Source organism: Corallococcus sp. AS-1-12 (genome assembly GCF_020036995.1).
Classification (GTDB): Bacteria; Myxococcota; Myxococcia; order Myxococcales; family Myxococcaceae; genus Corallococcus.
The window spans coordinates 145,828-159,447 of sequence record NZ_JAIQDD010000011.1 but is presented as its reverse complement, the minus strand read 5'-3'; the positions used below and the strand labels follow the sequence as shown (position 1 = coordinate 159,447).

15 protein-coding genes are annotated in these 13,620 nt (G+C 71.6%); all 15 read left to right on the top strand.

Features of this window, described 5'->3' with window-relative positions:
- Positions 1–19 precede the first annotated feature (19 nt).
- The 15 genes from mdcG (at position 20) to K8556_RS19885 (ending at position 13,616) form a co-directional block, all read left to right on the top strand.
- Positions 20–679 (top strand): malonate decarboxylase holo-[acyl-carrier-protein] synthase, encoded by a 660-nt coding sequence (gene mdcG / locus K8556_RS19955; protein WP_223741660.1) that lies wholly within the window; start codon positions 20–22, stop codon positions 677–679.
- Positions 680–1,026: 347 nt separating this feature from the next.
- A complete protein-coding gene (locus K8556_RS19950) occupies positions 1,027–1,758 on the top strand; it encodes a beta-ketoacyl synthase chain length factor (protein ID WP_223741659.1) in 732 nt (243 codons plus the stop codon).
- Positions 1,751–2,530, top strand: coding sequence for a 1-acyl-sn-glycerol-3-phosphate acyltransferase (locus K8556_RS19945; RefSeq protein ID WP_223741658.1), 780 nt, complete (start codon positions 1,751–1,753; stop codon positions 2,528–2,530). The genes K8556_RS19950 and K8556_RS19945 overlap by 8 nt, the downstream gene beginning before the upstream one ends.
- Positions 2,517–2,780, top strand: coding sequence for a phosphopantetheine-binding protein (locus tag K8556_RS19940; protein WP_207048466.1), 264 nt, complete (start codon positions 2,517–2,519; stop codon positions 2,778–2,780). The genes K8556_RS19945 and K8556_RS19940 overlap by 14 nt, the downstream gene beginning before the upstream one ends.
- A 35-nt stretch (positions 2,781–2,815) precedes the next feature.
- Complete coding sequence (locus tag K8556_RS19935) at positions 2,816–3,076, top strand: acyl carrier protein (protein ID WP_223741657.1); 261 nt, start codon at positions 2,816–2,818, stop codon at positions 3,074–3,076.
- A complete protein-coding gene (locus K8556_RS19930; RefSeq protein ID WP_223741656.1) occupies positions 3,073–3,624 on the top strand; it encodes a hypothetical protein in 552 nt (183 codons plus the stop codon). Before K8556_RS19935 ends, K8556_RS19930 begins: the two co-directional genes overlap by 4 nt.
- Complete coding sequence (locus K8556_RS19925) at positions 3,617–5,326, top strand: AMP-binding protein (RefSeq protein ID WP_223741655.1); 1,710 nt, start codon at positions 3,617–3,619, stop codon at positions 5,324–5,326. Before K8556_RS19930 ends, K8556_RS19925 begins: the two co-directional genes overlap by 8 nt.
- Entirely contained in the window at positions 5,323–6,060 is a 738-nt protein-coding gene (locus K8556_RS19920) for a glycosyltransferase family 2 protein (protein WP_223741654.1), read from the top strand. Before K8556_RS19925 ends, K8556_RS19920 begins: the two co-directional genes overlap by 4 nt.
- Complete coding sequence (locus K8556_RS19915; RefSeq protein ID WP_223741653.1) at positions 6,057–7,004, top strand: acyltransferase; 948 nt, start codon at positions 6,057–6,059, stop codon at positions 7,002–7,004. Before K8556_RS19920 ends, K8556_RS19915 begins: the two co-directional genes overlap by 4 nt.
- Complete coding sequence (gene hutH, locus K8556_RS19910) at positions 6,976–8,535, top strand: histidine ammonia-lyase (RefSeq protein WP_223741652.1); 1,560 nt, start codon at positions 6,976–6,978, stop codon at positions 8,533–8,535. The genes K8556_RS19915 and hutH overlap by 29 nt, the downstream gene beginning before the upstream one ends.
- Positions 8,525–8,944 carry a thioesterase family protein gene (locus K8556_RS19905; RefSeq protein ID WP_014398647.1) on the top strand — a complete coding sequence of 140 codons (420 nt, stop codon included), beginning with the start codon at positions 8,525–8,527 and terminating at the stop codon, positions 8,942–8,944. The genes hutH and K8556_RS19905 overlap by 11 nt, the downstream gene beginning before the upstream one ends.
- Positions 8,941–9,549 carry an outer membrane lipoprotein carrier protein LolA gene (locus K8556_RS19900; RefSeq protein WP_223741651.1) on the top strand — a complete coding sequence of 203 codons (609 nt, stop codon included), beginning with the start codon at positions 8,941–8,943 and terminating at the stop codon, positions 9,547–9,549. The genes K8556_RS19905 and K8556_RS19900 overlap by 4 nt, the downstream gene beginning before the upstream one ends.
- Positions 9,539–11,836, top strand: a complete 2,298-nt coding sequence (locus tag K8556_RS19895; protein WP_223741650.1) for an MMPL family transporter — start codon at positions 9,539–9,541, stop codon at positions 11,834–11,836. Before K8556_RS19900 ends, K8556_RS19895 begins: the two co-directional genes overlap by 11 nt.
- Positions 11,833–13,062, top strand: coding sequence for an NAD(P)/FAD-dependent oxidoreductase (locus K8556_RS19890; protein ID WP_223741649.1), 1,230 nt, complete (start codon positions 11,833–11,835; stop codon positions 13,060–13,062). Before K8556_RS19895 ends, K8556_RS19890 begins: the two co-directional genes overlap by 4 nt.
- Positions 13,050–13,616, top strand: coding sequence for a DUF3261 domain-containing protein (locus K8556_RS19885; RefSeq protein ID WP_223741648.1), 567 nt, complete (start codon positions 13,050–13,052; stop codon positions 13,614–13,616). The genes K8556_RS19890 and K8556_RS19885 overlap by 13 nt, the downstream gene beginning before the upstream one ends.
- The last annotated feature ends 4 nt before the right edge of the window (positions 13,617–13,620 follow it).

Genomic DNA, 13,620 nt, shown 5'->3' with positions numbered 1-13,620 from the left:
CGGCAGGAGACGGTCGCTGATGGGCGGTGAACGTCCGGTGCGGCATGACTGGGTGTACCTGGACGCCGGCTGGGCGGAGGCCCTGCGCTCTCCCCTGCTCCCGGACGTCCACGCGCAGGTGACGGCGTGGCGGGATCAGGGCCGCCCCTTCGCCGTCGCCCGCCAGGACCTGCCGGACCAGGAGGACGACCTGCGGCTGGGGCTCACCCTGCCCGACCGCCGCCACCTGTCGCTGCACGTGGCCCTGTCCGCAGTGGAGCGCCACCTGCCGCCGCCCACCGCGCAGGAGGTGCGCGCCACGGCCCCCGCCGCCTGGGGCCCCGCCCTGGATGACGTCATCGCCCTGGGCACCGCGCTGGATTTGACGGTGGGCGTGTTCGGTTCGCTGGCGTGGCAGCACCGCTCGGGCGTGTCCTTCGTCCGGTCGCTGTCGGACGTGGATCTGCTGTTCGCCCCCGCGCGCTGGTCGGACGTGGAGCGGCTGCTGTTCGGACTGGAGGCCGTGTCCCGGCGCCACTCGGTGGTGCGCCTGGACGGCGAGGTGCTGCTGCCGGACGGGGGCGCCGTGTCCTGGCGCGAGCTTGCGCTGGAGCCCGAGCGCATCTGGGTCACCGGCCCCCGCGGCGCCCGGCCCCGCACGCTCCGCGAGCTGCGCGCCCTCTTCCCCTCCGAGTCCTGAAACACACAGGCAGCGGCGCGCGCGGCGTGAATACGCGCGCCCTCCGCCACGTCACGCAAGCCACCGTCACAACCCGTTTCCACCGCTCGATCCGAATGACTCGCGGAGCGCGTCACGCGCCGCGCGACACACCGGCGCGTCTTCTCCCTGGACAAACCCGGAAGAACCTGAAGGCCGAGGCAGCGTTGCGTCTTTCATCAACAAGAACGTGGGGTTGCGACAGACACAGGGCAGGCGGCAGGGCGGGCTCCCGGCGTCCGGCCTGCTCGGGTCGGCCGCCCAATTGTCACCCTGTGAATGGTTTGGTAAAGGTTGTCTTTGGGGGCGATTGGGGCCTCTCCGTCACGATGGTGGGATTCTCCGTACAGCGCTGGGCCGCCTGGGCCCCCGGACTCGTCAATCCTGCTTCCTGGGAAACGTGGCTCGCGACCCCGCATCCGCTCCCTGCGGAAGGCACGCCAGCGCTCGCGGCGATGCCCGCGATGATGCGCCGCCGGGTGGATCGGCTGGGCCGCATCGCGTTGCAGGCGGCCTATGACGCGCACGTGGACGCGCCGGACGCGCCCGTCGTCTTCGCATCGCGTTATGGGGACCTGGGCCGCTCGGTGGAGCTGCTCACGCAGTTGGCGCGCTCGGAGCCGCTGTCGCCCACGTCCTTCAGCCTGTCGGTGCACAACGCCATCGGCGCGCTCTACTCCATCGCGCGGGGGGACACGTCCGCCTACGCCGCCATCGCCGCGGGGGAGGAGACGGTGGAGGCCGCCTTCACGGAGGCGTGTGGCCTGCTGTCGGACGGCGTCCCCCGGGTGATGGTCGTCATCTACGAGGAGCCCGTGCCCACGCCGTGGGAACACTTCTGCCGGGACGTGGCGTTTCCTCACGCATGGGCCTGTCTCCTTTCAGCCAGCACGGGCGCGGACGCCATCCACCTGGACTGCGCGGCCAGCGCCCCCGCCGCGCCGGTGGACGCGGCGGACCTCCCGGCGGACCTGCGCGCCCTGCGCTTCCTGGTCTCCGGCGCCTCGCGGTGGGAGCACGCGACGGGCGGCCGGTGCTGGCGGTGGGCGCGCCATGCTTGAGAAGCTCGACCGGCCGTGGCGCATCTTCGCCACCGGGCTGTCCTTCGCCACGTTCGGCCTGGGGGGGCTGGCGCTGCGGCTCCTCTACTTCCCGCTGCTGGCGCTCTTCGTGCGCGATCCGGCGCGGCAGCAGCGGCTGGCGCGGCTCGCGGTGCACTACACGTTCCGCTTCTTCATCGGCTACATGCGCGCCCTGGGCGTGCTGCGCTACGAGCTGCAGGGCGTGGAGAAGCTGGCGCGCTCCGGGCTGCTCATCCTGGCCAACCACCCGTCGCTCATCGACGTGGTGTTCCTCATCTCCCTGGTGCCCAACGCGGACTGCGTGGTCAAGGCGAGCCTGGCCAACAACCCGTTCACGCGCGGCCCCATCCGGGCGACGCGCTACCTGTGCAACGACTCCGGGCCCGGGCTCATCCAGGACTGCATCGCGTCCGTGAAGGCCGGCAACAACCTCATCATCTTCCCGGAGGGCTCGCGCACGCCGCTCGACGGGAACATGCAGTTGCAGCGCGGCGCCGCCAACATCGCGGTGCGCGGCCCCTGCGACATCACGCCGGTCATCATCCGCTGCGAGCCGCGAGGCCTCACCAAGGGCATGCCCTGGTGGAAGGTGCCGTCAAAGCCCATGCACTACGTCATCCGCGTGGAGGACGACATCCCCGTGTCCGCCCAGGACGCGGAAGCGGGCGAGGCGGCGAAGGCCGCGCGCCAGCTCACCACCCGTTTGCACGACCATTTCTCCAGGGGGAGCCAGGGACATGTTGGAGCTTGAGCAGGAAATAAAGCGTCTGGTCATCGAGACGCTGAACCTCGAGGACGTCAAGCCGGAGGACATCGATCCGGCGGCGCCGCTGTTCGTCGAAGGGCTGGGGCTGGACTCCATTGACGCCCTGGAGCTCGGCCTCGCGTTGCAGAAGTCCTATGGCGTCGTGCTGGCGAGCGACTCCAAGGAGAACCGCCGTCACTTCGCCAGCGTCCGGGCGCTCGCGGATTTCGTCAGCACCCACCGCACCCGTTCCTAAGCAGCCCCTTCAAGAACAAAGCGAGGAGTCACCCCATGACCAAGCACGAGCTGTTCGAGCGCCTGAGCGCCATCCTCCAGGAAACCTTCGACATCGAGCCGTCCCGCATCATCCCGGAGGCGCGGCTGCACGACGACCTCGACATCGACAGCATTGACGCCATCGACCTGCTGGTGCGCTTGAAGCCGGTGACGGGCCAGCGCGTCCCGCCGGAGGTCTTCCGCTCCGTGCGCACCATCCAGGACGTGGTGGACGCGCTGTACGGTCTGCTCGGCAGCGACTCCGCCGCGGCGTGAAGCGTCTGCGCCCGGTGCTGTTGGGGCTCTTGAGCCTCGCCTACCCGCCGCTCGTCTATCTGGGCCTGGGGCACTTCGAGCCCCGCTGGATGGCGTTGCCCCTGGCGGCCATGGCGGTGGTGCGCGCGGTGGCGACGCGGGAGAAGATGTGGCTCGCGGCCGCCCTGGGCGCGCTGGTGCTCGCGGGCGCCAGCATGCTGGGCAACAACGCCCTGCCCCTGAAGCTCTATCCGGTGCTGGTGAACGGGGTGCTCCTCGCGGTCTTCGCCACCAGCCTGGCCTGGCCGCCCAGCGTCATCGAGCGCCTGGCGCGGCTCCGGGAGAAGGACCTGCCGCCCTCGGGCGTGGCCTACACGCGCCGGGTGACGCAGGTGTGGTGCGGCTTCTTCGTCTTCAACGGCGCGCTCGCGCTCACCACGGCCCTCTTCGCGAGCGACGCGACGTGGGCGCTCTACAACGGACTCATCGCCTACGGCCTCATGGGCCTCTTGTTCGCGGGCGAATGGGTGGTGCGGCAGCGGGTGCGCGCACGGCACGCCCATGGTTGAGCCGCTCGCGCTCGAAACCCTCCTCGTCCACGGCCGTCCCGCCGGGCACCCCGTGGCCCGGAGCGAGGACGGCGTGCGGGACTTCGGTGCGCTCCGCGCCCGGGTCGCCGGCTGGCGCACGGCCTTCGCGGCGCACGGCGGCCAGCGCTACGCCCTCTTCATTGAGGACACCTTCGAGTTCGCCGCCGCGCTCCTGGGCGCCTGGCACGCGGGCGTCTGCGTCTACCTGCCCGCGGACGCGCGCCCCGCCACGCTGGACGCGCTGAAGGCCCACGTGGACGGCTTCGCGGGCCGGGCCCCCCAGGGACAGGGGCCGCTCGCGCCCGCGGGGAACGAGGACGGGAGCACCGCCGCGTTCCAGCCGCTGTCGCCCCGGCTCGCCGCGCTGGTCGTCTACACGTCGGGCTCCAGCGGAGAGCCCACCGCCATCCCCAAGCGCCTGTCACAGCTCTCCAGCGAGGTGGCCACGCTGGGCCGGCTGTTCGACGCGGACGTGGGAGACGCGCCGGTGCTGGCCACCGTGTCGCACCAGCACATCTACGGCCTGCTGTTCCGGGTGCTGTGGCCGCTGACGTCCGGCCGTCCGTTCGACGCGCACGTCCTGCCCTACCCGGAGGACATCCTGGCCGCGCTCCGGACCGGCCCGGGCCTCCTGGTGGCGAGCCCCGCGCACCTCAAGCGACTGCCGGCGACGCTGGACTGGGCGGCCGTGCGCGGGAACCTGCGCGGGCTGTTCTCCTCCGGCGGGCCGCTCACCCCCGAGGCGCTCCAGGCCTGCCGCGACCTGTTGGGCCGCGCGCCGGTGGAGGTGTATGGCAGCTCGGAGACGGGCGGCGTCGCGTGGCGACAGCGCGACACGGACGACAGCGCGTCCTGGCGCACGATGCCGGGCGTGGCGGTGCGCGCGGAGGACGACGCCCTCCGCGTCCAATCCCCCCACCTGGACCTGCCCCCGGGCGAGTGGTTCACCACGGAGGACCGCGCGCGGCCCGTGCCCGGCGGCTTCGAATTGCTGGGGCGCCGCGACCGGCTGCTCAAGCTGGAGGAGAAGCGCGTGTCGCTCTCCGCCATGGAGCGCGCGCTGGTGGCCGGCGGCCTGCTGCGCGAGGCCCGGGTGCTGCCCCTCACGGAGGGCCACCGGGTCATCCTCGCGGTGGTGGGGGTGCCGGACGCGGAAGGCTGGCGGCTCCAGGAGCCGGGGGGCAGGCGGTCCCTGAGCCAGGCGCTGCGCGAGAAGCTGGCCCCGCATTTCGAGTCCAGTGCCTTGCCGCGCCGGTTCCGGTATCTGGAGGCCATGCCGGTCAACTCCCAGGGCAAATCCACCGAGGCGGCGCTCGCCGCCCTCTTCGACCCGAAGCGCCCTCCCTTCCGCGTGCTGGAGCGCTCCGACGAGCGCGTGCTGCTGGCGGTGGAGGTCCCCGCGAACTCGCCCTACTTCGACGGGCACTTCCCGGGCTCGCCCATCCTGCCCGGCGTGGTGCAGGTGGAGTGGTCGCTGCTGCTGGGGCGCGAGCACTTCGCGCTGCCGCCGGACTTCCTCCGGATTGAGACGCTGAAGTTCCAGCAGGTCATCGCGCCCGGCACGCTGCTGTCGCTGGAGCTCACCTGGGCGAAGGAGTCCGGGCGGCTGGGGTTCAAGTTGACGTCGGCCGCGGGCTCGCACGCCAGCGGACGCATCGTGTTGGGGGGAGGGGCAGGATGAAGGTCTGCGCGGTGATTCCGGTCTACAACCACGGCGAGGCCGTGGGCGCGGTGGTGAAGGCCGTGCGAAGCCACGGGCTGCCCTGCGTGCTGGTGGACGACGGCAGCGAGCCCGGCTGCGCGGCGGTGCTGGACGGCCTGGCGCGCGAGGACAGCGAGCACGTGGAGGTGGTCCGCCTGCCCCAGAACGAGGGCAAGGGCGGCGCGATGATGGCGGGCCTGCGCGCGGCCCTCTCCCGGGGCTACAGCCACGCGCTCCAAATCGACGCGGACGGCCAGCACAACGCCAACGACATCCCGCGCTTCCTGGCGCTGGCGAAGGCGCAGCCGGACATGCTCGTGTGCGGCACGCCCGTCTATGACGAGTCCGTGCCCAAGGGCCGGCTGTACGGCCGCTACGCCACCCACATCTGGGTGTGGATCAACACGCTGTCGTTCGCCATCCGCGACTCCATGTGCGGCTTCCGCGTGTATCCGCTCCAGCCCACCGTGGCGCTCATCGACTCGGTGAGGATTGGCAAGCGGATGGACTTCGACGTGGAGGTGCTGGTGCGCCTGTTCTGGCGCGGCATGCGCATCCTCAACCAGCCCACCCAGGTGCGCTACCCCACCGACGGCATCTCCCACTTCGACGTGCTCTGGGACAACGTGCGCATCTCCGGCATGCACGCCCGGCTCTTCTTCGGGATGCTGGGGCGGCTGCCCGTGCTCCTCTGGCGGAAGGTGGCCAGATGAAGTCCCGCCATTGGGCGGAGATGGGAGAGACCACCTTCGTCGCCGGCATCTGGATCCTCTATTGGATCCACCGCCTGCTGGGCCGCTGGCCCTTCCGCCTCTGCCTCTACCCGGTGGTGCTGGTGAACTGGCTCCGGCGCCCGGCGCTGCGTCAGGCGTCAGGCCAGTACCTGGAGCGGATGCAGGCCGCCACCGGGGCCCTGGGGCACGCGCCCCGCTGGCGCGACAGCGTGCGGCACGTGCTGATGTTCGCGGAGACCCTGCTGGACAAGCTGCTCGCGGTGAGCGGGCGCTACCGCTTCGACCGCGTCCGCACGGAGGGGCGCGAGGAGTTCTACCAGGCGGCGAAGTCCGGCCGGGGCGGCGTCATCGTCACCGCGCACATGGGCTGCCTGGAGCTGTGCCGCTCCATGGCGGAGCGCCGGGGCGAGGTGAAGCTCAACATCCTGGTGCACACGCTGCACGCGGAGCAGTTCAACCGCCTGCTCAAGCGGCTCAACCCGGAGAACGACTTCCGGCTGATGGAGGTGACGGACATGGGCCCGGCCACCGCCGTCGCGCTGAACGAGCGCGTGGAGGCCGGCGAGTTCGTGGTCATCGCGGGCGACCGCATCCCGGTGAATTCCGCGCAGACCGTGCGCGTCGACTTCCTCGGCCACCCGGCGCCATTTCCGGTGGGCCCCTACGTGCTGGCGGCGCTGCTCAAGTGCCCGCTCTACCTGCTGGGCTGCATCCATGAAGGCGACGGCTACACCATCCACTTCGAGCGCCTCTTCGAGCGCGTCGTGCTGCCCCGGGGCAAGCGCGAGGCCGCGCTCACCGACTGCGCCCAGCACTACGCAGGCCGGGTGACGGCGCTGCTGAAGCGCGCCCCCTACGACTGGTTCAACTTCTTTCCCTTCTGGGATCAGGTGCATGTCTCCGCGAAGCCCCCAACCTTCTGACACCCCGGTCCGCTTCGACGGCGGGCGGCTGACGCTCGAGGACGTGGGCGCCCTGTCGCGCCGCGAGCGCCCCGCGGAGCTGGGCACGGCCCCCGCCTTCCGCCAGCGCATCGCCAGGGGCGCCGCGTTCCTGGACCGGCTGCTGGCGGAGGACGGCGTCATCTACGGCGTCACCACCGGCTACGGCGACTCCGTCACGGTGTCCATCCCGCCCGCGCTCGTCGCGGAGCTGCCGCACCACCTGTACACGTACCACGGCATCGGCGCGGGCCGGTTCCTCACCCCGGAGGAGACGCGCGCGGTGCTGGCCACGCGGCTGGCCTCGCTGTCGCAGGGCTTCTCCGGCGTGGGCGTGCCGCTGCTCACCCAGTTGGAGCTGCTGCTCCGGCACGACGTGCTGCCGCTGATTCCGGCGGAGGGCTCCGTGGGCGCGTCCGGTGACCTGACGCCCCTGTCCTACGTGGCGGCGGTGCTGTGCGGCGAGCGCGACGTGTTGCACCGGGGCGAGCGCAAGCCCGCGGCGCAGGTGCTCAAGGAGCTGGGCATCTCTCCCCTCAAGCTGCGGCCGAAGGAAGGCCTGGCCATCATGAACGGCACCGCCGTGATGACGGCCCTCGCGTGCCTGGCGTGGGAGCGCGCGGAGTACCTGTCGCGGCTCGCCACGCGGCTCACGGCGTTCAACGTGCTGGCGAGCGCCGGCAACGCGCACCACTACGACGAGACGCTCTTCGCGGCGAAGCCCCACGCGGGCCAGCAGCGCGTGGCGGCCCGGCTGCGCGCGGACCTGGTGACGGACCGGCCGCCGCGCAACGAGCAGCGGCTCCAGGACCGGTACTCGCTCCGGTGCGCGCCGCACGTCATCGGCGTGCTGGAGGACGCGCTGCCGTACTTCCGCACGCTCATCGAGAACGAGCTGAACAGCGCCAACGACAACCCGCTCATCGACCCGGACGGCGAGCGGGTGCTGCACGGCGGCCACTTCTACGGCGGCCACATCGCCTTCGCCATGGACGGGCTGAAGAACGCGGTGGCCAACGTGGCGGACCTGCTGGACCGGCAGCTCGCGCTGCTGGTGGACCCGCGCTTCAACCACGGGCTGCCCGCGAACCTCTCCGCGTCCACCGGCGCCCGCGCGGCCATCAACCACGGCCTCAAGGCGGCGCAGATCAGCGTCTCCGCGTGGACCGCGGAGGCGCTGAAGCAGACCATGCCCGCGTCCGTCTTCTCCCGCTCCACCGAGTGCCACAACCAGGACAAGGTGAGCATGGGCACCATCGCCGCGCGAGACTGCCTGCGCGTGCTGGAGCTGACGGAGCAGGTGGCCGCGGCCATGCTCATCGCCGCGCGCCAGGGCGTCACCCTGCGCCAGCGGCTGGACGCGGACGCGAAGCCCGGCCCCGCGCTGGCCGCCATGCACGCGGACCTGGAGGCGCGCATCCCCCTGCTGGTGGAGGACCGGGCGCTGGACGGCGAGCTGCAGGGCCTCATCACCGCCATCCGCCGCCGGGAGTGGAGGCTGCATGAAGCCTGACCTGAGCTGCGAGCTGGAGATCGACCCGGCGTTCCACGACCTCGACATGATGGAGATCGTCTGGCACGGCCACTACGTGAAGTACCTGGAGCTGGCGCGCGCCGTCATCCTGCGCAAGCACGACTACGACTGGCCGCAGATGCGCGAGTCCGGCTACGGCTGGCCCGTGGTGGAGATGAAGCTCAAGTACGTCTCCCCCATCCACTACAAGCAGCGCATCATCGTGCGCGCTGAAATCACCGAGTGGGAGAACCGGCTGCGCTTCGACTACCTGCTGCGCGACGCGGACACCGGCCGCAAGGTGAACCAGGCCCACACCATCCAGGTCGCGGTGTCCTTGAAGACGGGCGAGATGGAATACGTCTGCCCGGAAGTCCTCTGGAAGAAGCTGGGAGTGTGGCCGGGATGAAGCCCTTCCTCGTGTTGACCTTCGCGCTCGTGTCGTTGAGCGCCCACGCCGCGGACCTGGTGAAGGACGTGCGCGCGCGCCTGGTGGACGCGCCGCTGGTGCGCGGCCAGTTCGAGCAGAAGAAGTCCGTGGCGGGCTTCAAGAAGCCGCTGGTGTCCAGGGGGGACTTCCTCCTCGCGCGCGACCAGGGCGTGCTGTGGAACACGCGCACGCCGTTCGCCTCCACGCTGACGCTCACGCGCAAGTCGCTGAGCGCGCAGCAGGCCACGGGCGGCGCGGCGTACCACCTTGACTCCACGAAGGAGCCCGCGCTGGCGGCGGTGAACGAGCTGCTCTTCGCGCTCCTGTCGGGCGACGTCGCGGCGCTCCAGAAGCGCTTCAAGGTGGAGGGCGAGCTGGTGGGCGACCAGGGCTGGAAGCTGGAGCTGACGCCCACGGACGCGGGGCTCGCGCGCGTCTTCAAGCACATCCACCTGGAGGGTGACGGGTACGTGCGCCAGGTGCGGTTGGACGAGACGCGCGGCGACAGCAGCGTCATCACGTTCGAGCAGCTCGCGCGGACGCCTCCCCCCGACGCCACGGAAGCGGAACGCCTTGGCAAATAAGCTGGCCATCCTGTGGGCGCTGGTGGTGCTCGCCGTGGGCGTGCACCAGGTCCGGTTCTGGCGCTCCGCGAGCCTGGACACGGACGTGCTCGCGCTGCTGCCGGAGGACGAGCAGGCGCCGGAGGTGGACGCCGCCACGCGCAAGCTCGCCGACGACGCCGGCCGGCAGGTGGTGCTGCTGGTGGGCGCCAACGACTGGCCCTCCGCGCAGAAGGCCGCGGACGAGGCCACGCGCGTGCTGACGGAGGCCTCGGACCTGATGGAGCCGGCGGTGGTGGACACCTCCGCGCTGGAGCAGGCGGTGGACTTCTACCGTCCCTACCGCGACCGGCTGCTCACGCCCGCGCAGCGCCAGTGGCTGTCACGCGCGACGCCGGAGGAGCTGGGCGGCACGGCGTTGATGAAGCTGTACCAGCCCGCGGGCGCGCGGCTGACGGACTGGAACGCGGATCCGCTGGGCCTGTGGCAGGACTGGTGGCAGGCCCGCGCGGCGGAGACGTCCGCCCGGCCCCGCGACGGACGGATGTGGCTGTCTGGCGAGGGGCGCGAGTGGGTGCTCCTCATGTGGAAGAGCAAGGTGTCCGCCTTCGCGCTGGGGGACGGCTCGCGCGTCACCGCCACGGTGGAGCGGGCGCGCGCCCGGGTGGAGGCGGCGGTGCCCGGCGGACGGCTGGTGGCCGCGGGCGTGCCGCTGTACGCGGAGGCCGCCGCCGCGCAGGCGAGCTGGGAGATGTCCACCATCGGCTTCGGGTCGCTGGCGGCGGTGCTCCTGCTGGTGTGGCTCACCTTCCGCTCGCTGCGGCCCATCCTGCTCGTGGGCGTGTCGCTCACGCTGGGCTGCGCGGTGGCGCTGACGGTCACCGCGCTCGTCTTCGACCGGGTGCACCTGCTCACGCTCGTCTTCGGCTCCAGCCTGGTGGGCGTGGCGGAGGACTACGGCTTCCACTACTTCGCCGCGCGCCAGGGCAAGGCCCCGTCGGAGCGCGGCCCCGTGATGCGCGCGCTGTTGCCCGGCATGGTGCTCGCGCTCGTCACCAGCGTGGTGGCGTACCTGGCGCTGGGCGTCGCGCCCTTCCCGGGCCTGCGGCAGATGGCGGTGTTCTCCGCCGCCGGCCTCACCGCCGCGTTCCTCACCGTGGTGTGCTGGTTCCCCTCGCTGGACACGGGCGCCCTGCCCGTCACCTCGTTCTCCGAGCGCTTCTCCGCGTCCATCACCCGCTGGCCGCGCATCGCGTCCACCCCGGCGTGGTGGGGGACCGGCGCGGTCCTCACGGTGCTGGTGGCCGTGGGCCTCTGGAAGCTGGAGCCCCGGGACGACCTGCGCCAGTTGCAGGGCGCGCCCGCGAACCTCATCGCGGATCAGCGCGAGCTGGGGCGCCTGCTGGGGCTGCCCAGCCCGGCGCAGTTCTTCCTGGTGCAGGGCGACAGCGACGACCAGGTGCTCGCGCGCGAGGCCGCGCTGAAGACGAAGCTGGACGCGCTGGTGGCGCGGAAGGTGTTCGCGGGCTACCGCGCCGTGTCCGACTGGCTCCCCTCCGAGTCGCAGCAGCGCGAGGACGCGGCCCTGAGCGCCCGCGCGGAGGCCCTGGCGGTCGCCGCCGTCAGCGAGTCCACGGGGGAGGCCCCCACGCGCGCCGCGTTCTCCCCGGAGCCGCTCACGCTCCAGCGCTTCCTCTCCGGCCCCGCCGCGGCGGCCATCCGGCAGCAGTGGCTGGGGACGCTGGGCCAGGCGCAATACAGCGTCCTCATGCTGCGCGGCCTCAACGACCCCCAGGTGCTGCCCCGCCTGGAGGAGGTGGCCCGGGGCCTGGAGGGCGTCCGCTGGGTGGACAAGACCGCGGAGATCTCAGGCCTGCTCGGCCGCTACCGCCGCATCATGGGCGGGCTCATCGCCGCGGGCTACGTCGCGGTGCTGCTCACGCTGGTGGCGCGCTTCGGCCGCCAGGCGTGGCGCGCGTGGATTCCCTCCGTGCTGGGCACGCTGCTGACGCTCGCCCTCTTCGGGTGGGTGGGCGCGCCGCTGCAGCTCTTCACCGTGCTGGGGCTGGTGCTGCTGCTGGGCATGGGCGTGGACTACGGCATCTTCCTGCTGGAGCACCCCGGTGACGGCTCCGCGTGGCTCGCGGTGGCGCTGGCCGGCGTGAGCACGCTGCTCTCCTTCGGGCTCCTGGGCCTCTCCGCCACGCCCGCGCTGCGCTCCTTCGGCCTCGCCATGCTGGTGGGCGAGGTCACCATCTGGATCCTCACCCCTTGTTTCCGACTTCCACCCGGGAAAGCCACACATTGAAAACTGAATCAGCGGACATCCTCATCATCGGCGCGGGCCCCGCGGGCTCCGTCGCGGCGGGCCTCCTTCGCAAGCAGGGCCGTGACGTCCTCGTGCTGGAGCGCGAGCAGTTCCCGCGCTTCTCCATTGGCGAGAGCCTGCTGCCGCAGAGCATGGAGTACATCCAGGAGGCCGGCTTCCTCCAGGACGTGGTGGAGGCGGGCTTCCAGTTCAAGAACGGCGCCGCCTTCGAGCGGGGCGGGCGGTACACGGACTTCGACTTCCGCGACAAGTTCAGCCCCGGCTGGGGCACCACCTACCAGGTGCAGCGCGCCCGCTTCGACCAGATCCTGGCCCGGGCCGCGGAGAAGAAGGGCGCCACCGTGCGCTTCCGCCACGAGGTGCTGTCCGTGGACTTCTCCAGCGGGCAGCCGGTGGTGACGGCGCGCTCCCCCGAAGGCGAGACGTACCAGGTGAAGGCGCGCTTCCTCCTGGACGCGAGCGGCTTCGGCCGCGTGCTGCCGCGCATGTTGAACCTGGAGACCCCGTCCAACTTCCCCGTGCGCGGCGCCATCTTCACGCACGTGGTGGACAACATCCCGCTCGGCACCTTCGACCGGAACAAGATCCGCGTCACGACGCACCCGGAGCACGTGCACGTCTGGTACTGGACCATCCCTTTCTCGGACGGCCGCTGCTCGCTGGGCGTGGTCGCGAAGAAGGAGTTCCTGGACCAGTACACCGGCACGGACACGGAGCGGCTCCAGGCCATCGTGAAGGAGGCGCCGGCGCTTCAGGACCTCCTGAAGGACGCCGTCTGGGACACGCCCGCGCGCAAGCTCACCGGCTACGCGGCCAACGTGAAGTCGCTGTGGGGCCCGGGCTTCGCGCTGCTGGGCAACGCGGGCGAGTTCCTGGACCCCGTGTTCTCCTCGGGCGTCACCATCGCCTTCAAGTCCGCGAGCCTCGCGTCGGCCTGCATCGCCCGGGAGTTCGCCGGGGAGCAGGTGGACTGGGAGAAGGACTACGCGAAGCCGCTCAAGGCGGGCGTGGACACCTTCCGCACCTTCGTGGAGTCCTGGTACGAGGGCGGATTCCAGAACATCATCTTCCACCCGAACCCGTCGGACGACGTGCGCAAGATGATCTCCGCCATCCTGGCGGGCTACGCGTGGGACAAGAACAACCCCTACGTCGCGGACAGCAAGCGGCGGCTGGGCGTCCTCGAGGCCCTGTGCGCGGCGTAGTCACCGCCCTGCTCGTCGCGGGGCTGTCCGCATGCGCCACCCCGCCCCGGCCCCGGCCCGCCGCCCCCGGCGAGCCGTTGCCGGAGCTGCGCCTGGCCCCCGCCGCCCTCGGGGCGTCCGTGAGCCTGGCGCAGCAGTTGGTGTTCGCGCACGAGCAGGACCCCGGAGGCCCCCGCTCCCTGGAGGCCCTGCTGGAGGTGGAGCCGGAGCAGCTCCAGTTGGCGGGGCTGGCCATGGGTCAGCGCATCCTCACCCTGCGCTGGGATGGCAGCCGCCTGGACGAGGAGCGCGACCCCCGCCTGCCCGCCCAGTTCAACTCCGCCCTGGTGCTGCGGGACGTGCAGCTCGTCTACTGGCCGGCCGACGCCGTGCGCGCCGCCCTGCCCGCCGGCTGGACGCTGGAGGACGGCCCCACGCGGCGGACCCTGTCGAAGGACGGCAGGGAATGGGTGACGGTGCGCTACGATGGGACACCGCGCTGGGAAGGGCGCACGCAGCTCACCAACCACTCCGAGCACTACCAGCTCACCATCGAATCGCACGCGTCCGAGTGACACC